The 23,271-nt window shown below is 58.1% G+C and carries 19 protein-coding genes; 8 read left to right on the forward strand and 11 right to left on the reverse strand.

Annotated elements, in window-relative coordinates:
* Nucleotides 1-35: 35 nt before the first annotated feature.
* Complete coding sequence (locus ABIQ96_RS21565; RefSeq protein ID WP_348216712.1) at nucleotides 36-1,082, forward strand: agmatine deiminase family protein; 1,047 nt, start codon at nucleotides 36-38, stop codon at nucleotides 1,080-1,082.
* A 2-nt stretch (nucleotides 1,083-1,084) separates the two neighbouring features.
* Here the strand turns inward: ABIQ96_RS21565 and ABIQ96_RS21570 are convergent, their stop codons facing one another.
* Together ABIQ96_RS21570 and ABIQ96_RS21575 are read right to left on the reverse strand one after the other, a co-directional pair.
* Complete coding sequence (locus tag ABIQ96_RS21570; RefSeq protein WP_348216713.1) at nucleotides 1,085-2,653, reverse strand: c-type cytochrome domain-containing protein; 1,569 nt, start codon at nucleotides 2,651-2,653, stop codon at nucleotides 1,085-1,087.
* A 55-nt stretch (nucleotides 2,654-2,708) separates the two neighbouring features.
* Nucleotides 2,709-2,933, reverse strand: coding sequence for a hypothetical protein (locus ABIQ96_RS21575; protein ID WP_348216714.1), 225 nt, complete (start codon nucleotides 2,931-2,933; stop codon nucleotides 2,709-2,711).
* 95 nt (nucleotides 2,934-3,028) lie between these two features.
* On the opposite strand from ABIQ96_RS21575, the gene ABIQ96_RS21580 reads away from it, so the two are divergent.
* Nucleotides 3,029-3,364: a hypothetical protein gene (locus tag ABIQ96_RS21580; protein ID WP_348216715.1), complete on the forward strand. Its 336-nt coding sequence runs from the start codon at nucleotides 3,029-3,031 to the stop codon at nucleotides 3,362-3,364.
* Nucleotides 3,365-3,377: 13 nt separating this feature from the next.
* On the opposite strand, the gene ABIQ96_RS21585 is transcribed toward ABIQ96_RS21580, so the two are convergent.
* From ABIQ96_RS21585 to ABIQ96_RS21605, 5 genes are all read right to left on the reverse strand, one after another.
* Nucleotides 3,378-4,874, reverse strand: coding sequence for an SUMF1/EgtB/PvdO family nonheme iron enzyme (locus ABIQ96_RS21585; protein WP_348216716.1), 1,497 nt, complete (start codon nucleotides 4,872-4,874; stop codon nucleotides 3,378-3,380).
* The gene (locus ABIQ96_RS21590; protein WP_348216717.1) at nucleotides 4,760-6,499 is read right to left on the reverse strand and encodes a DUF642 domain-containing protein; all 1,740 of its coding nucleotides are present in this window, start codon (nucleotides 6,497-6,499) and stop codon (nucleotides 4,760-4,762) included. Before ABIQ96_RS21590 ends, ABIQ96_RS21585 begins: the two co-directional genes overlap by 115 nt.
* 615 nt (nucleotides 6,500-7,114) lie before the next feature.
* Nucleotides 7,115-7,957 (reverse strand): transglutaminase family protein, encoded by an 843-nt coding sequence (locus ABIQ96_RS21595; protein ID WP_348216718.1) that lies wholly within the window; start codon nucleotides 7,955-7,957, stop codon nucleotides 7,115-7,117.
* Between the two features lie 35 nt (nucleotides 7,958-7,992).
* Nucleotides 7,993-9,030, reverse strand: a complete 1,038-nt coding sequence (locus tag ABIQ96_RS21600) for an alpha-E domain-containing protein (RefSeq protein ID WP_348216719.1) — start codon at nucleotides 9,028-9,030, stop codon at nucleotides 7,993-7,995.
* Nucleotides 9,031-9,036: 6 nt separating this feature from the next.
* Nucleotides 9,037-10,467, reverse strand: a complete 1,431-nt coding sequence (locus tag ABIQ96_RS21605; protein WP_348216821.1) for a circularly permuted type 2 ATP-grasp protein — start codon at nucleotides 10,465-10,467, stop codon at nucleotides 9,037-9,039.
* Nucleotides 10,468-10,696: 229 nt separating this feature from the next.
* Here ABIQ96_RS21605 and ABIQ96_RS21610 point away from each other — a divergent pair, with 229 nt between their 5' ends.
* Entirely contained in the window at nucleotides 10,697-11,419 is a 723-nt protein-coding gene (locus tag ABIQ96_RS21610) for a succinate dehydrogenase cytochrome b subunit (protein WP_348216720.1), read from the forward strand.
* 45 nt (nucleotides 11,420-11,464) lie between these two features.
* A complete protein-coding gene (locus tag ABIQ96_RS21615) occupies nucleotides 11,465-13,435 on the forward strand; it encodes a fumarate reductase/succinate dehydrogenase flavoprotein subunit (protein WP_348216822.1) in 1,971 nt (656 codons plus the stop codon).
* Between the two features lie 143 nt (nucleotides 13,436-13,578).
* Here ABIQ96_RS21615 and ABIQ96_RS21620 read toward each other — a convergent pair whose 3' ends face one another.
* A complete protein-coding gene (locus ABIQ96_RS21620) occupies nucleotides 13,579-14,178 on the reverse strand; it encodes a hypothetical protein (protein WP_348216721.1) in 600 nt (199 codons plus the stop codon).
* Between the two features lie 256 nt (nucleotides 14,179-14,434).
* Between ABIQ96_RS21620 and ABIQ96_RS21625 the strand changes: the two genes are divergently transcribed.
* From ABIQ96_RS21625 to ABIQ96_RS21635, 3 genes are read left to right on the forward strand one after another with little or no spacing between them, the layout of a single operon-like run.
* Complete coding sequence (locus ABIQ96_RS21625; protein WP_348216722.1) at nucleotides 14,435-15,631, forward strand: glycosyltransferase family 4 protein; 1,197 nt, start codon at nucleotides 14,435-14,437, stop codon at nucleotides 15,629-15,631.
* Between the two features lie 4 nt (nucleotides 15,632-15,635).
* Complete coding sequence (locus ABIQ96_RS21630; protein WP_348216723.1) at nucleotides 15,636-17,018, forward strand: hypothetical protein; 1,383 nt, start codon at nucleotides 15,636-15,638, stop codon at nucleotides 17,016-17,018.
* Nucleotides 17,019-17,021: 3 nt separating this feature from the next.
* On the forward strand, nucleotides 17,022-18,281 hold the full coding sequence (locus tag ABIQ96_RS21635) for a hypothetical protein (RefSeq protein ID WP_348216724.1): 1,260 nt from the start codon (nucleotides 17,022-17,024) through the stop codon (nucleotides 18,279-18,281).
* A 38-nt stretch (nucleotides 18,282-18,319) separates the two neighbouring features.
* Here the strand turns inward: ABIQ96_RS21635 and ABIQ96_RS21640 are convergent, their stop codons facing one another.
* The gene (locus ABIQ96_RS21640) at nucleotides 18,320-19,507 is read right to left on the reverse strand and encodes a glucosyl transferase (protein ID WP_348216725.1); all 1,188 of its coding nucleotides are present in this window, start codon (nucleotides 19,505-19,507) and stop codon (nucleotides 18,320-18,322) included.
* A 69-nt stretch (nucleotides 19,508-19,576) separates the two neighbouring features.
* On the opposite strand from ABIQ96_RS21640, the gene ABIQ96_RS21645 reads away from it, so the two are divergent.
* Nucleotides 19,577-19,978, forward strand: a complete 402-nt coding sequence (locus ABIQ96_RS21645; RefSeq protein WP_348216726.1) for a hypothetical protein — start codon at nucleotides 19,577-19,579, stop codon at nucleotides 19,976-19,978.
* A 19-nt stretch (nucleotides 19,979-19,997) separates the two neighbouring features.
* Here the strand turns inward: ABIQ96_RS21645 and ccsA are convergent, their stop codons facing one another.
* Nucleotides 19,998-22,019 (reverse strand): cytochrome c biogenesis protein CcsA, encoded by a 2,022-nt coding sequence (gene ccsA, locus ABIQ96_RS21650; RefSeq protein ID WP_348216727.1) that lies wholly within the window; start codon nucleotides 22,017-22,019, stop codon nucleotides 19,998-20,000.
* Complete coding sequence (locus tag ABIQ96_RS21655; protein ID WP_348216728.1) at nucleotides 22,012-23,247, reverse strand: cytochrome c biogenesis protein ResB; 1,236 nt, start codon at nucleotides 23,245-23,247, stop codon at nucleotides 22,012-22,014. Before ABIQ96_RS21655 ends, ccsA begins: the two co-directional genes overlap by 8 nt.
* Nucleotides 23,248-23,271: the final 24 nt, after the last annotated feature.

Raw genomic sequence — 23,271 nt, forward strand, 5'->3', positions numbered from 1 at the left:
GGAATAATCGCTCCTAATCCGTTCATCGTCCGTGCATGACAGCTTCTACAGCAGGATTCTCGATGCCCCCTGAATGGTCAGCACAGGAGGCGGTCTGGCTTTCATGGCCGGTGAATGATCCGCGGCACTGGGGTGGAGCCAAGCGTGAGTTGATCTGGGCGAAATTCGCGGAAATCGCGGCCGCCGTTTCGCAATTCGAGCCCGTGCGGATCAACGCGCCGGGTGCCGATCACGCTGCCATCCTGGCCGCCTGCAACCGGGCGAAAGCCGTTCCCGAGCGGGTTGAACTTTTCGATCATCCGCACAACGACGTCTGGTGCCGCGACCACGGACCGATCTTCGTGAAACACGGCGTCACGGGAGAGGTGGCGGTAACCGATTGGGAGTTCAACGCGTGGGGCGGAAAATTTCCGCCGTGGGATCTGGACAATTCCATCCCCGCCCGGATTGCGACCGCTCTCAGCAAGCGCGTTTTCAATGGAGAAATGATCCTGGAAGGAGGAGCCATCGAAATCAACGGGAGGGGCCAACTCCTAACAACCGAAGCGGTTCTTCTGAATCCGAACCGCAATGCAGGTCTTGATCGTGAGGAAATCGAACAGCGTCTGCGCGACGGCCTCGGTGTTTCAGAGATCCTCTGGCTGAAACAGGGCATCGAAGGCGATGATACCGATGGCCACATCGACGACCTCGCCCGCTTCGTTGATCCACAAACGATTCTCGCCTGCATTGACCGGAATTCCAACTCTCCCAACCAGCGCATCCTCGAAGACAATCTTTCGCGACTGAGATCATTCCTCGGCTCCAACGGCCGGGCATTCGAGGTGCTTGAGATTCCGTTGCCCGAAGGGTGCGAAGTTCCGGGTTGGCGGCTGCCTGTCCTGCCCGCATCCTATGTGAATTTCCTGATCGTGAACGGCGGGGTGTTAGTGCCTACGTTCCGGCAGGAACGAAATGACAATCGGGCGCTCGGGATGATCGGCGAGCTTTTTCCGGATCGCAAAGTGGGCGGCATCGATTGTCTTGATCTGGTAGAGGAAGGCGGCACGTTGCACTGTATTTCACAGCAACAGCCCGCCTGATCTCACGCCTCGATCCCGGTGATGATCTCGCACTTCGGCAGCTTTTCCTTGAGTGCCTTGACCGCCTCGGGGGTCACCGCGGTTTTCCAGAGATAAAGCCGCTTGAGATTGGACATTCCGGAAAGTTTGCTCACTCCAGCGTCGGTGACCTTGGTGCCGTAAAGGTTGATGGATTCCAGCGCGGGTAGCTTGAGAAGCGTATCGATGGATGCGTCGGTGATGCCGGTTTCCGATAGACGGATGAGGCGCAGGTTCCTGGCGGGCGAAAGCTGGGCCACCGCCTGATCGGTGATTTTCGTGGCTGATAGATCGACGGTCACCAACTGGGCGGTGACGGGAGCCAGTTTCTTGAAGCCTGTGTCGTCGAGATTTCCACGAAGTGAAACAGCGGTGAAGGTCAGTAAGGCGGATGTCTGGGACTCGAAACTCAGCGCTCCGGGAAAATCCTTGGAAATACCGGCCACCGACGACTTAAGCGCTTCGTCAGGACCAGCAGGAGTACCATGTGGCGAGGAGGTTTCAGCTGTCTCCGATGATTCCGATGCAGCAGCCGGAACGACTTTACTGATCGCCTCTTTCAACGGCTCGGGCACTTCGAAATCCTTGAGCGTCTTTTTAGGATCCGCGCCATTGTCGATCCACCATTTGATGATCGCGACTTCGGTATCCTCGATTTTCGGTTTTCCCTCGGGGGGCATGTGTTCCTCGTCGTCAGCAGGCAAGGCCATGCGAACGAGGATGTTGCTTTCCGCGGATTTGCCGGGCTCGATGCCGGAACCTTCCTTGCCGCCCTTGACCAGCAGCTCATAGGTATCCATCCGGAATTTCCCCTTGGCCTTGCTTTCCTTGTGACACTGGATGCAACGGCGCTCAAGGATCGGTGCCACCACATCGGCAAACACCAACCGATCGTCGAATTTCTTGGCCGAAGCGACCTGACCACCACCGGCAGTTGCCGATGATCCCCTCTTTGGCAAACCAATCAGAGTCCGCACCGGATCCGGAGCGTATTGGGTCAGGTAGTCCTCGCCGTGGGTGATTGAAGCGCCGTCATGACTGGCAAATCCCATCACGCTGACGCTGGCAAAAAGAAAAAGTCGATAGAATGCCGGATTAGCAGAGAGCGCCACCGTCCATGCTTTCAAAATGAAGGTGACCATCGCAGCCACCGCGAAGATGAGTCCACCCCAGAGGTGACGCTCGGCGAGGGCGTTTCCAGCGTATTCCTCGCCACCTTGGAACAGGAGGAAACCGGCGATCACGGCAACGAAGGCGCTGGCGGCACCAAAAAACAACGGGAACAACGCCGTATTCGCCACTTGTTCGTGATGGCGTTTGCCGAAAATTGCCCCCATTTCCTGAAGCACGATCAGGATGAAAACCCCGATCGGCAAATGCAGCAATACGGGGTGGAAATGGCCGATGAAACGAACGATGTCCGGCATTTTTCCGCCATCGGGGGGACCGGCGAGAAACGGCATGGCGATCAGGCCTCCAGCGGCAAGCAAACCAAAGAACGAAAGAGCCCAAGGCTTTTTGCGGCGGGGAGCGGTGATTTCAGGGTCAGCCATAAATTTACCGCATTACGGCCCCCGAAAGCCTGATCTTCCAGCGTTAATTCATCTTTCAGACATCCACGGTCCGACTTCCTTGCGGCGATTTCACACCCCTGCCCTTGCCGAGAAACGGCACCCAGCGCCGGACATCGTAGCCGAGAAAGGCCATGGATTTCACAAAAATCAGCAAGGCCGTCGCCTCGTCGATCAACGGGATCGGGTCTGGGAGGATCCCGATGGTGAGAAGGTACAAGGCGGACAAAAAAGCCAGAATCCAAGCGATGCGCCGTTTCATCCGACTACCGTTGCACGGCCCGTTCGGATTGCAAACGGTCGGAACGTCCTTGATTCCCCCCTCGATGAGGAGACACTCCGGCACTTCGCTTTCCCATGATCCACGATCCCAAACTTGTCACACTGCATCTCGCCGGAGTCTTCGCGCTCTTCGCCTCGCTCGGAGCCATCACGCTCGGAAGCTCATCGAAAAAAGGGGCCGCCATTCTTCACGGCGTTTCGCTACTCCTGATCCTCGGCGTCGGCTTTGCGATGCTTCAGAAACCGCCGATGGGGCAATACTGGTGGATGGTGAAACTCGGACTGTGGCTGTTCATCGGCGCGGCTCCCGCTCTTTCGAAACGGAAAGTGCTTCCCGGTCCGGTCGTTCTCGCTCTTTGCATCGCCGCCGGAGCCACCGCTGCATGGCTCGGAGTCGCCAAGCCGTTCTGAGTATTTTTCAACTTCAGGGAACCGCCCGTCTTGCGAGGCGGAAACCAAGACCGGTACCGATCGAGTAGTCCGGGAATAGAATGTTCCGGTTAGAGTTGCGGCAGTAATATGAGAGACTTGCCCAACTGCCTCCGCGGACCACGCGATCCGTTCCGGATGCGGGACCGCGCGGGTCGGTATCGGGAGACGACGAGTAGTAGCTCTCGGAATACCAATCCCAGCACCACTCGGCGACGTTCCCGGACATTTCGGTTAGTCCGTATCCGTTGACGGGAAAACTTCCCACAGGAGCGGTGTAGGGCTCTCCACCTACCGTGTAGATGGGATTATAGCCCGAATTCGGCGCCACCTCATAACTATAGTTGCTGCCGAAATAGTTCGCCGAAGTGAGATTGATGAGATCTCCCAAGGGGAACCTGACACCATCCAATCCGCCACGAGCGGCTTTTTCCCACTCTGCCTCGGTGGGCAGCCGATAGCCGTTGGCGGTCCAGTCGCCTACCGGGTTGATAGAGCCGGTTCGATAAAGCAAACCGGAAGCCGAATAACATGGCGTCAGTCCGTCTTTTTCGCTGCGGGCGTTGCACCACTTCACCATGGCATACCAGTTGATCGACTGCACCGGATGATCCGGGCCTTTTCCCGCCCCCGCCGGTAAATCGGTGTAGCCATGGCTGGCACCCCAAGCCCGCACTTCATCCCACAGCACCTTGGTTACTTCATGCTGCGCCATGTAAAACGCGTTGAGGCGGACATCGTGCACGGGAAATTCTAACGCCAATCCGCTGTCGTTGAAGGTGTCGCCCCTCCGGAAACTTCCTGTCGGAACCAGCGAGAAACCCGCGGGAGCCGCGTTCAACGCCGGACGGAATCCGACATTTGAATAGCTATTGTTAGGAAACTGGCCGAGGCGCATGGCTGAACGGCTGAAGTAGGCGGGAAACGCCCAGTCCCCTCCCCGATAGATACGGCCGTAGGGACTTGAAACCGGCCCCCGTGGATCCGTCTGCCATGTGACCGGGTAATTGTCGTAGAAGTCCCAACACCACTCCATCACATTACCGTGGGTGTCCCATAGGTTCCACGAGTTCGGTATTTTTTGTCCGACCGGATGGGTCTTCACACCGCTGTTCTTGTCATACCAGCCCGCCAGTTCCAGATTCGGATCGACCCCGCTCGGATTCGTGCAAGGTCCGGTATAGAACGCCGTGGTCGTTCCGGCGCGGCAGGCGTATTCCCATTCCGCTTCGGTCGGAAGACGATATCCCTCTGCACTCCAGTCAGCATAGGGAAATGGCTCGCCCGTTCGGAGAATGTTCGCCGTACCGAATCCACCGTCGGTGTAATAAACGGGCTTACGCCCTTCGATTTCACTTCTGAGATTGCACCATTTGATCACATCCCACCAGGTAACCATCGTAACGGGATTGGTGCCGGTCGTGTCGCCAAGATAGCCGTTTTGCCCCACGCCGATATCGTTGTATCCGTAACTCGCCGCATAATTTTCCATTCAGTCCAAGTGATCTCGGTCGAATGAAAATAGAAGGAATTGCTGATCGTAACCAAATGCGCGACTTCGTTGGGCTGATGGGCGGTTTCACCGGGGTTGCTCCCCATTTCGAAGGTTCCGGCAGGGATCAGGGAAAAACCGGAAGTGGTCACCGCAAGCCTGACGTTATCCAACAACAGGTCGATGGAGTTGCTCGTGGTGGATTTGTCCCGGAAGGTTACGACTGTCGCCGTGCTGTCCGCGACAAAGGAGAGGCGTTGCGATTGCCAGCGAATGGCTCCTCCGCCGATCCCGTTGAGCGTGAAAACACGGGATGCCAACAAGTCGCCTCCCGTTAGATCTATCTGCAGGCGTTGTTCGTTGGTGTTGTAAGCGAGCACTCCCATGTCAAACGACAAGAGATAACGCACTCCGGGAGCCGTGGCGACCGTCTGCGACAAAACACCGTTCGGCGCGGAGTTTCCGGCGTTGAACGCGACAATCCTGATTCCCTCCGGAGCCTGATTGGGAGCAGCTGTCTGGACTCTCACATTTCCACTCGCCGTCCATCCGTCGAAATTGGATTCGAATCCGGCATTTTCGAAGGAACTCGCACGAACGGTCAAAACCGCCGGAGCGCTAACAACTGATCCTCCGAGGTCACCGATCAGCACGTCGTAGGTTCCACCCTGACTCAACCGCACGTTGCTGATGGTGTAATTTGCCGAGTATGCTCCCGGAATCTCCACTCCATTGAACCGCCACCGATAGCCGGTATCGGGAGAAAACACCGCGACGTGGAGGATTAAACTGCTCCCCTCAACAACTGTCGCTCCGGCCGGTTGCTCGGTAATGATCGGCGGGCCAGGCTCGAAGACTGCGTTCATGGATTGATCTCCGTCCATCATGACTTGGGAAATCCGGTTGCTGTCGTGATCCACCCCATTTCTGAGCCATTTAACGAATCTGTTGGTAACCGCATAACCTTTATAGGGAATATGGGTGGTCACACTCGCGGGTGCCGTTAGAACAATGGTTCGGCCTTGATCGTAGGTGAGGCTGAAGGCGGTAACGCCATGGACCAATCCACTTCCATCAGGAGCCGCCACCGTTACAGGAACCGACTCCACTCCAGAACTCGCCACCGCCAAATTTCTCGCGACAGGCAGCTCGATCCGGACGTGGTCCAGCAGCAGATCCAGGTTGGCCGATGTGGACGACACATCCTTAAATGTGAGTTTCGTCGCAGGACTGTCCGCGGTGAAACTCAAAGATTTCGCGAGCCATCGATTTGGAGCGACGCCAAGTCTTGAGATCACGAACTCCCGCGAAGAAATCGTGGAACTGCCGGATAGCTCCACCCGCAAACGTTGTTCGCTATCGTTATAGGCCAGTATGCCGACGTCAAACAACAGCGTGTAAGTCTGTCCCGGATCGGTTGCGAAAGTCTGCGACAAAACACCGTTCGGCGACTTGTTGCCATTGTTGAATGCGACCAGCTTGGTTCCATCGCTTGGCGCATAGGGGGCCACACTTGCGATCGATTGATTTCCAGCAGTGCTCCAGCCCGCGTAGCCGGATTCAAAGCTGCCGTTGGACACGCCGGAGAACGCTGACACCATCAAGTTGAGAAAAAGCGAAATCAAGAGGGTCACAGGTAAAATTCCAATTCCGGAACTCCCCCTGTCCGCCCGCCTTTCGACGATTGCCGATATGGTTTTCATAATGAGTTTCGGGTTATAGATGACCACGGAAGTCCGTGAAAATCCTCCTTATGGAGCCTTGGAATATTGCCTTGATTCCGAAAGGTTGAAAGAACGAATTTTCAAGTCATTATCCTGCCCCGAGGAATTGAAACGCGTCTCGCAGTCGCCTTCATTCTCCCAAGCGATCCAAACCGCTTCTCGGAGCCTCAGGTCTTCATCCCCTCCTCCGTGGTTCCATTCCGAACAAAGTCGTGACGAGGCAATCCGAGAGCCAGAGCGCCGTGCCAGCGATTTCAAATCCGGCCCATGACGGGCTGCGTCTGGATAAATCGTTTTCATTGCATCTCTACCCTAGCTCGCCCGCTTTTGCTGAGATCCCATCCCTTGCCGAATCCTCCGCAAAAATTGCGCGGCTCGTGGCACGCCACTTCGGCGGGTGAACGAGAGAGTTTGAAACGATACGGATCCCGGAACTACGCGACGAATCAGCTTCCTGGGGAAGCCCGCCTCCAAATCCCGGAATTCCCCACTCCGCCCGCTCATTCCGAGCGAAAATCAGAGCTTCTCGACGTCAACCTGGACTTCCATCCGGCAGTGGCCGGTTCCATTGTAGCTGCCCCTAACTGGAGCCACGTCGTCATAGTCACGACCGACGGAAATCTTGATATAGCGCTCGTCGGCGAGGGTGTTGTTAGTCGGATCGAAGCCGATCCAGCCGGCACCGGGAAGATAGACTTCCGACCACGCGTGGGATGCCTGAGCTCCGACGAGCGTGTCACGCGGACCGTTATAGAGGTAACCCGAGGCATAGCGCGCCGGAATGCCGACCGCACGGCACAAGCCTAACATCACGTGGGTGAAATCCTGGCAAACGCCGCATTTCATCGCGAATGCTTCCTCAAGATGGGTGTTGGCCGTGGTAACACCGGTCTCGTAGCGGAATTCCTGATGAATCCACGCCATCAACGCGCTTGCCTGATCATAGACGGATGGCAACGAACGCGTGATGTCGAGCGCCTGGCGCCAGACCTCCGGATGCCGGGAAACCCAGTGGCTTTCCTGAAGGTAGGGCCACGTCAACTCGCGGATCGACGGATCATCGTAGCCGGCCAATGTCGCCTCTCGGCTGGCTTGGGAAATATCCAGCGGCAGGTTGTGCACCTTGATCCGGCTTTCGATTTCCAGGCGGATGTGCGCCGCAGGCAGTTCGAAATGATGCGTGATGTTCTGAAAAAGATCGGTGAATTTCCGCACCCGGGTCGGGGGAATCACGCGCACCAACGCGCTGATGGTTTTCTGATAGGGAAATGTCCGCGGTTCCAGATGCAGCGTATTGATGCTCTGGGTGACGGGCGAGGCGTAGTTGAAGGTGGTCCGGTGACAGACCGAAAGCTTCATGCCAAGTGATGCCGGACTCGGTTCATTGGATCCGTTCACTGTTGTTGTTGTTCCATATGCCATGCAGCCACGTCGGAGAATGTCGCCACCTTGGGTAAAGGACTGGTTTGAACTCGCTCGGGCATGAGGACGTAAGTTTCGAAAATCTCACCACCGATGTGGTTCAGGCGACCTTGAAGCGCATCGAGGTATTCGTGAAAGCCGGACTCGAAAATACTTTCGGCCGAACCGAAATTCAGTTCCGCCAGAAGCCGGCCCGCCTCGCGTTCCGCTTCGTTGGAAAACGCACCTCGCGGGGTGCCGGAAATCCGGTGCAGGCTGATGTCCACCCGCTCGATGCAATAGCGCACCGAACGCGGGAAATCCTTTGAAAAGATCAGGAAGTCAGCAACGCCCCGGGCGTTGATTTCGCGCTGCATCGCGCGGTAGGCACCCATCGCACCGCAGGAACGAAGAATGGCGGTCCAGTGGAGAACTCCGGCGGAGACAGACTCTGTCCCCTCCTCAGTCGCGGGGAGGTAACTTGAAACATCGAGGAAACGGGTTGTCTTGTCGGCGCGTTCGAGATGTCGCCCGAGATCCATGAACTCCCAAGCTTCGTTGCGCGAGATGGTGGACGCAGCGATGCCGAGGAAGGTCACCGCGGACCGGCGGACATTCTCATAGAATCGCGACGGGTCTGAAGCGATCAGCTTTTTCGCCTCGTCGGAACGGGAAAACAGATAGAGCGCGTTGAGTTCCTCCCACAATTCGTCGGACAACTGGTCACGCACGGTCCGGGCGTTCTCACGGGCAAGCGCGATGCACGAGGAGATGCTGTTAGGATTGCGCGGGTCGTCGGTCAGGAAACGGATCACCTCATGGCTGCCGGTTTCGTCGTAGAGCTTGTTGAAAGCCTCTTCGTCACCGGTGCTGAGAATGATCGGCTGCCAGAAACCACGCAGGCGCTCGCTGTCGAGGCTTTCGAAATCCAACAGCAACTGCTGGTTGACGTCGATCAAGCGGGCGAGGTTATCGGCCCGCTCCACATAGCGGACCATCCAGTATAGGGTATTTGCAACTCGGGAAAGCATGATGATTTAATGGCGAAGCACCCAAGTATCCTTGCTCCCGCCGCCTTGGGAAGAGTTTACTACAAGGGAATCCTTGGTGAGAGCCACGCGGGTGAGTCCACCGGGCACGATTTTCACATCACTTCCGTAAATGATGTAGGGCCTCAAATCGATGTGGCGGCCTTCCATCGCCCCGTCGCACCACGTCGGCGAGCGGGAAAGCGAGATGACCGGCTGAGCGATGTAGTTGCGGGGGTCGGCAATGATGCGCTCGCGGAAAGCAGCGATTTCATCCTTGGTGGCGGTCGGGCCCATGAGCATGCCGTAGCCGCCGGATTCGTTGGCGGCCTTGACGACCATCTCGGGAAGGTGGCCGAGGATGTGTTTCATATCGGCTTCCTCGGAGGCCAGAAACGTGGGGACGTTGGGCAAAATGGGCTCCTGACCGAGGTAATACTCGATCATTTTTGGCACGAAATAGTAGATCACCTTGTCGTCCGCGACGCCGGTTCCCACCGCATTTGCCAGCGAGACATTGCCGTGGCGGTAAGCGTTCATCAGGCCGGGGACGCCGAGCACCGAATCTTTCCGGAAGACCACGGGATCGATGAAATCATCGTCGATGCGGCGATAGATCACATCCACACGCACCAACCCGCGGGTGGTGCGCATGTAAACGAATTTATCCACCACGACGAGGTCCTTGCCCTCGACAATGTCGATGCCCATTTCCCGAGCGAGGTAGCAATGCTCGAAATAAGCGCTGTTATGGCAGCCCGGAGTGAGCAGCACGCAAACCGGATCTCCCTCGCGACGGGGAGAAATGTGATGCAGCATGTTCAGCAGATCCCGTGGGTAGGAATCGACCGGACGCACGCCCAGCGTTTCGAAAATTCCCGGGAACGCCCGCTTCAGCGCGTTGCGGTTTTCCAAAAGATAAGAGGCACCCGACGGGCAGCGGCCGTTGTCCTCGAGCACGTAGTAGACTCCGTCCGCGCCGCGGATCAGGTCGCTGCCGCAAATGTGGATGTAGATGTTTTCCGCCACATCGACGCCGCGGAACTCCGGGCGATAGTGCTTCGCGTTCTCGATGTAGAAGCGCGGGATCACCTCATCCTTCAGGATCTGCTGATCGTGGTAAATGTCGTGAAGGAAAAGATTCAACGCCACGATGCGCTGGGTGAGGCCGGCTTCGAGGTGTTCCCACTCGCTGGCAGGCATCACCCGGGGAATCGGATCGAACGGGAAAATCCGCTCGGTGCCTTGATTGTCGTGATAGACGTTGAACGTGATGCCTTGGCGAAGGAAATAGAGTTCCGAGTTGGCCTTCCGGGTGAGGAAATCGCGCTGGTCCAACTTGCCGAACTTCTGGAGAAGCGGTGCGCAGTGCGGGCGCACGGCACCGTCTTCGCAAAACATCTCGTCGTAAAACTTACCTGGGTCGTAGCCCTTGAACATTTCCATGGGTTGTATTCCGACAGAATAGCAGGAGGCGGGCCAACTTTTTATGCCGCAGGCCAAGACTTTTCACGATGACCTCCGAGCCGGGCAAATGGGCTCCAGAAGGCGCAAATTTCATGAATCGCTCATCGGATTCTCCTTCCGAACCAGTCTCCCCTTGAAAACCATTTGCACCCTGTCTATTCCTCGCGCGGCCTGCGATGCCACCCGCTCATTTTCAACAGTCATGAATGCCATTACCCGCTGCCTCGATACTTACTGGTCCTCCTCCATCGGGAAAAAGCTCATCGTCGCCATCACCGGTATCGTTCTCGTTCTTTTCCTCGGCGGCCACATGACCGGCAACCTTCTGGTCTTCGTGGGGCCGGAAGCGTTCAACGACTACGCGGAATTCCTTCATCACCTGCTCCATGGAGCCGGGATCTGGGTGGCACGCATCGGCTTGCTGGTCGCGATCACCCTCCATGTCGCGGCTACCATCGCTATCACCTGCCAAAACAAAGCCGCGCGGAAACAGTATGAATATCAGGCCACCATCCAGGCCTCGAAATCCTCGCGCATCATGATCTGGTCCGGCCTGACCATCCTCGCCTTCGTCATCTATCACCTGCTGCATTTCACCGTCCGTGTCGGCAACGAATATAACAACCCCCAATTCTATACCGACCTCGCCCACATGGCGGCCACCGGCAAGTTCCGCCAGAACGCATGGAAAATGGTGATCGATGGTTTCTCCGTCTGGTACGTCGTCCTTTTCTACATCATCTCGATGACCCTGCTCTGCTCGCACCTCAGTCACGGTGTCGGTGCCATTTTCCAAACCCTCGGCCTCCGCTCCAAGAAATCGGCCTCCGCCATCGATCTATTTTCCAAGGCATATTCCGCCGTGATCTGGCTCGGTTTCGTCTCCATCCCGGTCGCCATCTACGTTTTCAAATTCGGCCGTTAAGCTTCCGTCCCTCTCCTCATTTTCAAAACTCCATCCGCCATGTCCATCGTCCTCGACAGCAAGATCCCGTCCGGCCCCCTTGAACAAAAGTGGTCCAAGCACAAGATGGACTCCAAGCTCATCAACCCGGCGAACAAGCGGAAATTCACCGTCATCATCGTCGGCTCCGGACTCGCCGGTGGCGCCGCCGCTGCATCGCTCGCCGAGATGGGCTATCAGGTGAAATGCTTCTGCTATCAGGACAGCCCGCGCCGCGCCCACTCGATCGCCGCACAGGGTGGCATCAACGCTTCCAAGAACTATCAGAACGACGGCGATTCCGTCCGCCGCCTGTTTTACGACACCATCAAGGGCGGCGACTTCCGCGCGCGTGAAGGAAATGTCTATCGACTCGCTGAAGTCTCGGGAAACATCATCGACCAATGCGTCGCCCAAGGCGTTCCCTTCGCCCGCGAATATGGCGGCCTGCTCGACAACCGCTCGTTCGGCGGCTCGCAGGTTTCCCGCACCTTCTACGCCCGCGGCCAAACCGGGCAACAGCTTCTCATTGGTTGCTATCAGGCGCTCGAAAAGGAAATCCACAAGGGCGGCGTGAAAATGTATCCGCGCACCGAGATGCTGGATGTCGTCCTCGTCAACGGCCACGCCAAGGGCATCGTCGTTAGAGATCTCGTCACCGGCGAAATCTCCTCACACGCCGCGGATGCGGTGATCCTCGCCACCGGAGGTTATGGCAACGTCTTCTTCCTCTCCACCAATGCGATGGGCTGTAACGTCACCGCCGCCTGGCGAGCCGCCCGCCGTGGCGCGCTTTTCGCCAACCCTTGTTACACCCAGATCCACCCGACCTGCATTCCCGTCAGCGGCGACTATCAGTCCAAGCTCACCTTGATGTCCGAATCACTCCGCAACGACGGCCGCATCTGGGCGCCGAAAAGTCAGGAAGTCGCCGCCAAACTGCGTGAGAAAAAAATCACCGCTGGCGACGTCGCCGAAGACGATCGCGACTATTTCCTCGAACGCAAATACCCGTCCTTCGGCAACCTCGCCCCGCGCGACATTTCGTCACGCGCCGCCAAGGAAGCCTGCGACGACGGCCGCGGTGTGGCTCCGACCGGACTCGGCGTCTATCTGGATTTCCGCGATGCCACCAAGCGCCTCGGCGAGGACACCATCCGCTCGCGCTACGGCAACCTGTTCCAGATGTATGACAAGATCGCCGGCGAGGATCCTTACAAGGGCCCGATGATGATCTATCCCGCTGTTCACTACACCATGGGCGGCCTCTGGGTGGACTACAACCTGATGTCGAACATCCCCGGCCTCCACGTGTTAGGTGAGGCGAATTTCTCCGACCACGGGGCGAACCGCCTCGGAGCCTCGGCGCTGATGCAGGGCTTGGCAGACGGCTATTTCGTCATCCCGACCACCATCGCCAACTACCTCGTCACGCAGAAACCCGGCTCGATCAGCACCTCGATGCCCGAGTTCAAACAGACCGAAACCGAGACCAAGGAGCGCACGAACAAACTTCACAACATCAACGGCAAGCGCACCGTCGATTCGTTCCATCGCGAGCTCGGCCTCACCATGTGGAACGATTGCGGCATGGCCCGCTCCCGTGAGGGCCTCACCGCTGCGATCCAAAAAATCCCGCAGATCCGCGAGGAATTCTGGCAGAACGTCCGTATCCCCGGCTCCGGCGCCAACGTCAATTCCGAGTTGGAAAAGGCCGGCCGCGTCGCCGACTTCCTCGAATTCGGCGAACTCATGTGCTACGACGCCCGCGACCGCGAGGAATCCTGCGGCGGCCATTTCCGCGTCGAGCACCAGTTCTTCGATACCGACCCGGAAGTCATCGCCGGCAGCACCCAGGCCGGCGAGGCCAAGCGCCACGACGAACATTTCTCCCACGTCTCCGCCTGGCAATACAACGGCAACGACCACGCCCCCACCCTGCACAAGGAACCGCTGGTTTACGAAGACGTCCACGTCTCCATCCGCAGCTACGCCTGAAATTGGACCGCGAAATTTATTCCGCATCTTGTGTTCGTCCAGCGCGAGCGAGGACGAACACTCTTTCACCTTCGCTGGAATTCAGCGGTAGGGCCAAACCATGAGATCTGTCCAAGCGCAGCCTCGTCTCCGGTCTCGCTTGATCACGGATTGCGATTGCCGCGCCCTTGACCCGCCAAGCCGCCACCCTGACCACCGCGACGCTGCCCGCCCCCTTCACCCATCCGTTGGGAAGCAGCCTGGATCATCGTTTCCTGTTCGGTGGCATCCAGAAAGCCGTCGCTGTTTTTATCGGCGTCGGCGAAGCGCCGTTGCATCCGGCCGTCCACCTCGTCCTTGGCCAGAAATCCGTCGCCATTGACGTCCTGCTCCTTGAACCGCGTGGTGAGTTGCGCGGTCGCCTGAACGATGCGTTCCTCGCGGGCCTTTGCCATCCGCGCCAGACGCTCCTGCCGCAGTTGTTCCGTGGCGATCTCGGTTGCGGACAAAACCTTGGCAGGTGCCACCGCGGTTGCCGGTGAAGGCTCTGATGCGGTCCCGGGGCCGGTGGCTGGAATTTGTGCGATCCCGGCTTCAGCAACGGGGCCCGGCTTGGAGGCGAGCGGCTTGAACGAGGTGGGTCGCACTTCGGAGCCAAAAGCTTTCTTTTTCGGCAGGGTGCCGGTTTCGCTGACTTCCTCCTTTTTGTCGCAGGCTCCCAGCGCCAGCGCCACCATTCCGATCAGGACAAGATTTGTTTTCATGATGAATGATCCAGGGAGATCCCCGGCAACGAGTGGGGTAAACCGACTACAGGACTCTAAGTTGCGCAGGGATTCGAGCACTTTGCGCAAGCCCTCCTGCTGTACAAGCACACCTGCCACACCCTTCTTCCATCAGGAATTTCCGCACAACCTACGTCTTCGCGTGAACCCGTGCCGTTGACTATTCATGGCACTTCCTTAGGATCAAGGCCTCGCCCCGGGTCGATCTTTTGCCCCGCACCCTTATTCCCCCTTCATGAGAATCGTCGTTCACGATTACGCCGGACATGCGTTTCCAATTTCGCTGAGCCGTGCGCTGGCCGCGCGGGGGCATGATGTGGTGCATGCTTATGCGAGTTCGTTGCAGACTCCGCGCGGGGATTTGGCGCGTAAATCCGGCGACTCCCCTACCCTTGCCTTCCGGGAAATCCAGATGGATCCCAACTACCCGCGGTATAAATATTCATTCCGCCGCCGCCGCAACATGGAGGTCCGTTACGGAAAAGAGGTGGCTAAATTCATCACTTCTTGGAAGCCTGATGCCGTGCTTTCCGGCAACACTCCCACCGAAACACAGGAGCCGATCACCCGTGCCGCGATCGCTGACGGCGGGCGGTTTTACTACTGGGTCCAGGATTTCTACAGCCTCGCGGTGGACCAGATCCTGCGCCGGAAAATCCCGGTGGCCGGTGGCTGGGTCGGCTCTTGGTATCGTCGTCTCGACCGCCGGCAGTTCCAGCGGAGTTCTAAAATCATCGCGATCACCGAGGACTTCACTCCGATTCTATCCAGCGAGTTCGGCGTCGATCCGGCCAATGTCGCCGTCGTCCCTAACTGGGCGTTGATCGAGGAAATCCCGGTGATGCCGAAGGACAACGCCTGGTCACGCCGGCACGCGCTGCATGACAAATTCGTCTATCTTTACTCCGGCACCATCGGCATGAAGCACAATCCGGCGATGTTGCTGGAACTCGCCCGCAGGCACTCGCAGAACCCGGAAGTCCGAGTGGTGATCGTCTCCGAAGGCATCGGCGCGGATTGGCTGAAAAAGGAAGCCGCGGCGGCCAATCTATCCAATCTGCTGATCCTTCCCTATCAGCCGTTTCAGGAACTCCCCGCCGTGCTCGCCACCGGTGACGTGCTGGTCGGCATCCTCGAGGAGGAAGCCGGGATTTTTTCCGTTCCATCGAAAACACTGAGCTACCTCTGCGCCGCGCGCCCCCTTCTGTTAGCCATGCCGTTGAAAAACCTGGCGGCCCGCATCACCGGCGAGAACAAGGCGGGACTCATCGTCGCACCGGGTGATCTTGAAGGTTTCCTCGATGCCGCCGCAAAGCTGCATGACTCGGAGCCGCTGCGCTCGGAACTCGCCGGCAACGCGCGGGCGTATGCGGAGGCCACCTTCCCCATTGCGAAAACGGCGGCGCTGTTCGACAAAATCCTCGCCCGGTAAACCCGTGTTCTTCAGCGCAGATCCACCGGACCACATCCACATTCCCACGGCGAGGAATGCCATCTGGGTGGAACGGCTGATCTGGATTTTCATGATGTCCTTCGCGCTGGATTATCGAAACTCGGTGGCGCGCGAGGGTGCGGGCGGCGCGGGCATCGACCAATTGCTTTTCCTCAGCTCGTGCATCGGCTCGTCAGTGGCCATCCTCGCCATCGGCTGGAAATATCTAATTGTCCGTCCGGGCGCGTGGCTCGTCACCTTCTGGGGATTGTTCATCGCCTTCATGCTGTGCAATTCCCTGCTGCAGGGTGTGCCGCCCGGCCGTTCGATCCGGGTCATCCTGCCGCTCGTCTTCTGCCTGTTCGGGATCATGAACGCCCACATCGCCGGTTGCATGGGGATCCGGCCGTCGAAAATCGTCACCCCGATCCTCGCCGCCGCGTGCATCAACATCCTCTGGCGGATCGTTCAGGGATTTCTGTTCAAGGAATCCACTTTGGAAACCGTCCGGATCGAAGTCCAGAGCCCGGCAACCAACTGGCTCGCCGCGTGGATCGGCTGCTCGATCCTGTTGAGAAAAAGACTTCATTGGACGCTGCCGATGGCCTGCCTCGTGCTTTTCATCGGCATCTTCATCACCGTGACCCGTTCGTTGATATTTCCCGTCATGGCCTCCGGACTGGCTTGCACTCTTTGCTACCTGCTCGGCATCCGCTGGGGGATTTTCCGCTGGTCGGGCCTGGCGAAACGCGTGTTGCCACTCACTTCGGCCGTCGTCCTCGTCGTCCTGGCCTTGGGGATCATCGCGGTGGTTCAACCGCTCATGATCGAGCGCTGGAACGAGCGCCTGTTTCACAATGCCGGGACCCTGAACCTCGGCTCGGACATTTCCTACCTCACCCGCAAGGCCGAGGCAGATGCCATGTGGAAAATCCTGATGGAGGATCCAGTGCATTTCATCCACGGACGCGGAGTGGGCACCTCGTATTATTGGGACCCCGCCTACATGTCGGAAATCTGGATGGTCTTCCCGAAGGACCAGGTGGAGTTCGATGACATCTGGTTCGCCGGTCACTCGATCTGGACCTACGGACTCCTATCAGGAGGCGTGATCGCCCTGGCAGCTTATGTCACTCTCTTCGTCAGCACCGCCACATTCGGTCTGGTGGCCGCTCGGGCAAACGCCACCCACCCGGGGCCGGACCAGTGGCTGGCATTTCTGCCGTTCGTCGCCACCTGTTGCCTCCTCAGTGAGTCACTCACGGCCAATCCATTTCAAGAACGGCTTGTCGGGATCATTTTCGGAATGATGGTCGGGCTGCCGCAGGCATTCATGGTTCGTTCGTCTTGGATCCACACCAACTCCCGGCAGCTTCCCGCCAATTGAATCATGATGCCCGCCAGTGGAAAGACCGTCGCACTCATCGATCCCCTTTGGATCGGGCATCATCCGATGTATTTCAGCCAGTTCACGGCTTCGTTCCTGCGGACAGGAGCCAAAGTCATCGGCCTTTGCCCCGAACCGGAAGCCGCCATGCGCGACTTGCTCGAAGCCGTCGATCCCGACATGGCGGCAACCCTCGAACAGCGCGTGCATTTGCAAAAACTTCCCTCCGGCGGACGCAGTTTTTTCAACGGCCGCTTCGAGGGCGATCCCGCCCGCACTTTTTCCCGCTGGAAGCGGGCGGCCGATGTCCTCGCCGAGGCCGAGGCTAACAGCGGGATGAAATCCGACCTCGTCTATTTCCCTTATCTCGACAGCTACTTGCGATTCCTACCGTTCCCCGCCATCCCCAAATTCCTGCTCAACCGGCCATGGAGCGGGCTTTACCTCAGAAACCACCATCACGGCGAATCCAAATCACCGGCCAAAGCCTTGCGTCTTCTTGCCAAGGGCGACGCAATCCTCCGGAGCGATCTCTGTCGTGGCATCGGCGTATTGGACGAGCGCTTCATCCCGGCGATGGAACGATACACGGGACGCATCATCATCCCTTATCCCGATGTCACCCAGGGCGGGCTACCCGCCAAACCCTTCCCACTCGCATTGGAAATCCAGAGGAAGGCGAGAGGCAGGAAAATCGTCGGCATGATCGGTCTCGAACGCCGCAAGGGTTTTCTAACACTCTTAAGGACCGCCGAACTCGCGCGAAAACAGAATCTCCCCTATTACTTCGTCTGCGCGGGAACTATCAGCCTGGCTCAATTCACCGAGAGCGAACAGGAAATGCTCGGAGCCCTCAGCCGGGGAATCGCCTCCGGAGAAATCGACAACCTCCATTTCGATCCCTCCGCCGGACGGATTCCGGGGGAAGCCGACTACAACTCGCTTTTTCTAACTTTCGACATCGCCTGGGCCGCCTACGAGGGATTCCAAGGCAGCAGCGGCACCCTCAGCAAAGCAGCATTGTTCGAAATCCCCTGCATCGCCTCAACCGGTGAATGCATCGGCCAGCGCGTCGAGAAATACGGGATGGGGCTGACGATTCACGAAGGTGATGCGGAGCAAGCCCTCACCGCAGTCCAACTTCTGACCGCGGGAAAAGGTCCCAACGAACAACCGCCTTCACCGCATTTCGAGGACTATCGGGAGGATCATTCTCTGGCGCGGCTGGATCGGATTCTGACGGAGTTACTGGCGGCAGTGTGAGATAGGGGACGAGACGTCCCCGCCCCCTATAATGGCTCTCATCCGCGTTCCAGCTCGCCTAGCAAAGCAGCCAGCCTGGCGTAGTCGGATTCCCCGGTGAATTCCTCACGGGGATGGGCGGCGCAGCGGTGTTTCACGGTTTCCCAATCCGCCGGATCGAGGGATTCGAAAAACTTCGCGAGGTTCTCCGCCAGCGGCTCTGCGAAGGTCCAACCAAGAGCGTGTTCTTCGATCCAGCGTCCGGTTTCGGTATCCGTCGCACCGATGTCGGGAACGCCGAAGCAGCCGCCTTCATAGATTCGGTTAGGCAGCAGCCAGGCGGAGTTGCCGTTCGGATCGCTCATGTCGAAGGCCCAGTTGAAATCGATGTCGGCATACATTTCCGCGAGTTCATCCGGATAGAAATACGAACCGCCGAATTCGAAATTCGGCAGGTCGCCCAACAACTTGTCGAAGTCATCGGCAATGGTTCCTGCCGGATAACCGCGCAGAATAATCCGAACGCGCTCTCCTAACTGAAACGCCAGCGCATGCATGATTTCCAGACTGCGGCGGCAGCGCAGGGCTCCGAAACAACCGATCACCCACGGTCGGCCATGGGAGACTGCGCGGTGATTTTCGGAAACTACCGGCGGCAGGCGGCGGCTCGGATAGACCTTATTCTCCAGCAGAAAGATTCCACCAGCGTAACCTTGCATCGGCTCGAAATACTCGCGGACGAATCCGGGAGAGGTGGTGACCAGCAAGGCGGTTCGTTGCAATACCGCCCGCTCGATGGTGCGAAGGATTTTCGAAACGATTCCGCTTCCGGTCATCGCCGGTTGGATATCCGCCAGCTCCAGCACGAGCGGGATCGAGCGACCGGAGAAGAAGCGGCCCAGCAGCGCGAGCACGGCGTTGTCGGTGTTCACCACATAGATGACGCCGCAGTTTCCGAGACGATCGCGGTTCGTCCACAGCACGCCGATGCATTTCACGAACGCCCGGAGCCGCTGGAAATAGCGGCGGTTGTAGGTGGTGCCGAGGTGAATGTTCTCCCAGCTCGGCGGTGTGTCCGGCTTGTCTCGCACCCTGTGGAAGGTGAAGCCGATGACCTTGCGCCCCTGATCCTGCAAGGCAGCGATCCGTTTCATCACCCGCGCATCGCCGCGCTCGTGCGCGAAAAAGGCGATGGGGCGGAGTCCGGTATCAAGCACTCCGGCAGCTTGGAAAATCGGACCGTGCATTTCAAGCGATTCCCTTGGCCAAACTGCCGGGAACGGCGAGACTTCGTAAAACTTCAAGCAATCCACTCCATGCAAACCGAAATTTTCACGATCGCGGACGCAGCCACCATTTCCGCAGGCATGCTCAACATGCTGGGGTCGTTCGACCATCTCGGGGCTCCCAGTTTCCCAGCCAGACATTCGGCCTGCGTGGTCATCTGCAAGCTGCGGATGGACCATCAGGACTCAGGCAAACACGACCTCAAGCTGCGGATCATCGATCCGGACGGCCAGGACGTGATTCCCCCGGCGGATTCGAGTATCGACGTGACTATCGACATCGACGGCAGCGCGCATCACACCCACCTGTGGCACATCCGTGCGTTCCCGCTGCCGAAACCTGGGATTTTCTACATCGACGCAATCGTCGATGGATCGCTGTTAGCGAGGACTCCGCTTTTCGTGAAACAAAAGGTCCGCGACACGCACTGAGCGCGCGGGACCGGGCGTTTCAATACATCGTCGGCTCAGGCTCAGCCTCCACCGGCTTCGAGTCGGTGCGGTCTTTGGAACTCTGCTCCATGGCTTTAACGATCACGCCGAAGATCAGGATGAGTCCGATGATGGCGTAAAACACCTTGATGGAGTCCTTGCCGGCGGTGAAGCCGTAGTTGTGAAGGCCGGTGTTGAGGAAATTGACGTGCCACCACGAGAAAGTCACCACGGCACCGGTGAAGACAGCGGCGAAATGAAGGCCCCACTCGCGAATGTAGCCGCCAAGGCGGGCATGGAGGATGGAGAGGGTCCAGAGCACGATGAGGAGCGCGCCGTTTTCCTTCGGGTCCCAGCCCCAGAAACGCCCCCACGAATCGTTGGCCCAGATGCCGCCGAGCACGGTGCCGACGAGAGCGAGAAAAAGAGTTAGACACACCATTCCGTAAACCGCGCGGGTGAGAGAGCGGCGGATGTCGCGATCGCCATCGTCGAGACCCAGCCCGCGCATGAGCAGATAGATGAAGGCGAGGAAAGCACTAAGCAGTCCTGCGGCGTAACCGAGGGTGATGGTGAGCACGTGGGTGGTCAGCCAGTAGTTGGAATTCAGCACGGCCACCAGCGGATCCATGTAGTCCTTGGCATCGCCGAGTTCAAACCGGCGGGAAAGGATGATCAGGAGAGTACCCGTGATCGGCGCGATGCCGAGTGCGAAACGACGACGGGTCATCCACTCGATGACCAACGCCATCAAGACCACGATGGAGGCAATGAAGATGATGGTGTCGTAGAGATTCCCAACAGGCGGACGCTGCATGATGATGCACCGCTGCACGATGGCGACGACGCATAGCGCCAGGCCTGCCGCAGTGGAACCCAACGTGATCCACGAGAGGATTTTGCCGGCGGTTCCCTTACCGACAGTCCACATGGCCAAAGCGGTGAGGGTGCCGAGGATAAAAAACACCAGGGCATTGAGGAAGAAATTCAGTCGATAGAAATCAGCTTCCATTTGGATGTGCTTGTATTCACCGCGGGCTTCGGCGCGGTTGGCGAGCGCATCGCGGAGGATGACCAGTTGCTCGCGGAAAGCAGCTTGGCTTTCACCGATGGAGCGGGCGGTGGTTTCCAGTGATTTGATATCGGAAATGGCAAGCTGGGGATCCATCTGGGGATCGGCGATCACTTTGTAAATCGAGTCGCCGGCGCTCAGCCAAGTGACCGCCTTGGAACTGGCCGGAGGCAGGATGAAGAGTTCGAACTTCGAGAAGTTCGTGGCGTCCTCGACCTGCTCCATCAGACTCACGATATGTTCATCGACCGGCTGCCCTTGGGATTTCGAGAGCGAGGCCTGTTGGCGGATTGCCGGAGCGGTCGCCATGACGGCGCTGATGTCCGCCCGTTGATCCTGAGCACCGTTCTTGCCGCTGCCGTGGAGAATCACGCCGAAGCGGGCAAAGCCGAAATAACCTAACAACCGTTCATATTGCTGGAGGTTGTAGGCAAGGGCGATGGTCTGCTCCTGCACCGGATCGCGTTTCGCCTTCTCAATGGCGTCGTAGGATTTCGCCAGTTCACCGAGTTTCTCGCGGCCGGGTTCGATGTCCGCGTAGCTGTAGCGGTCACGCTTGCCACTGGATTTGACACCGATGGCATCGAGCACGGCGGAATTGTCGATTCGGAAGGTGGGCAGTTTGACGGCGAGTTCGGGACGGAACAGCGTATCCATCAGCCAAGCCGCCGGAGTGATGGTCACTTTCTTGTCCGCTGCGCCCGTGATCTCCATCGAGCGGGCGCCGTGCAGGCTCAGCATGGTGAACCCGGCATAGGTGGAGAGCGGCTTGATCCGGCCACCGTTCTGAATGGGAATGGTCTCGGCAACCTTAAGCGTTTCCGGTTCCCATGGCGTGTAATCTTCGATCTGCCGCACCTCTCCCTTTGGCGTGTTGTCCTTGACCACGTTGTAAAAAACCGCAGCGAGCAGAAGTGTCGCAAGTCCGGCGGCGACCCAACGCCCTGTTTTTGATGATGAGTTAGACATTGCGGAATTTGCGTGGTCCGGCACCGAGGAAGAATGCCAGTTTGATGAGGAAGGTGACCGCCATGCCGATGGCGACAATGATGAGGCTGTATTTCGGCCATTGGTCGGCTGGATTCCTGACGACTTCAAATACGGAATACATCGTTTGCCCCGGCATCGCATCTAGCGGGCCGTAGCTGGCTTGGAAAAACGTCAACCCCTCGTAGCGCATCGGCTCGTTCATTTGGATGGTGAAGTTGGCCTTAACTCCGTTTTCCAAACGGGTGACCTCACTGACGAATTTCTTCGGCCGCATGGTACCCGGGTGGAACTCCGCCGTGAACTTGTTGAGCCTCACGGTGAAGGGCATCGGCCATAGCCTCTTGCGCATATTCACGGTGAAGATCCGATCACCGTTGCGGTAGGAAAACGGATAATAACTCGCGCCGCTGAGGATGAAGGGTGACGACTTCGGGCCATTCTTCTCAACAATGCGGGCGTAGCAACCGGCGATGTATTGTTCGGCGGCTTCCGCTTTCCCCAAGTTCGGTTTCGCCATCAGGAAATAGCCGTCCGCTACATATTGCTGCTGGTCCGGAGCACGTTCGGCGCTGGAAACGGGAAGCGCGTTAGGCAGATAACCGGTCAGTTCCAGATCGAAAGGCATTTCAGGCAAGTGGAACGTGCGGAGTTTCGCGCCTTCCAGATCTACGATGTCCTTGCCTCGGATGACGTGAATGTTCTCCGGCTTGCCGTCCTTGATTTCCGCGACTTCGACGACGTATTCGAAATAGTCTTCCGCCGCATCGCTCTGCTCATCCGGCCAAACCATCATATTCCCACGTTCGGAAAAATGATAGGTCACGCCAGCCCCGATGAGCATGAAAATGATGCCGAAGTGGGCGATGAGATTGCCCACATGTTTCCAACCTTTGCGGATTCGGATGATACCGCCAAGGATGAGATTCAGCAGCAACACGGCGCAGGTCCAATAACCGCCGGGCAAAGGCAGCCAGACCGTCTTGCCGTTGAGTTCGGGCAGCAGGAAAATATTTCTCCAGTCCGTGGCGAAATACTTGTTCAGTGTGGGATAAAGGCCGTTGTTGACCTGCTCAAGCGTGGCGAACCACGTCAACAAACCGAGAATCAGCAAGGTGGCGGTCGCGAGCCCAAACCCGGAAAGCACGTCGAAGATTTTTCCCGGAAGGGATCTGGGTGCCTTGGCGGGCGGAGTTTCGGAGATTTCCATGATCAAATAAGCGGGTCGCAATAC

This window comes from Luteolibacter sp. (assembly GCF_039920825.1).
In the GTDB taxonomy this organism is placed as follows: Bacteria; Verrucomicrobiota; Verrucomicrobiia; order Verrucomicrobiales; family Akkermansiaceae; genus Luteolibacter.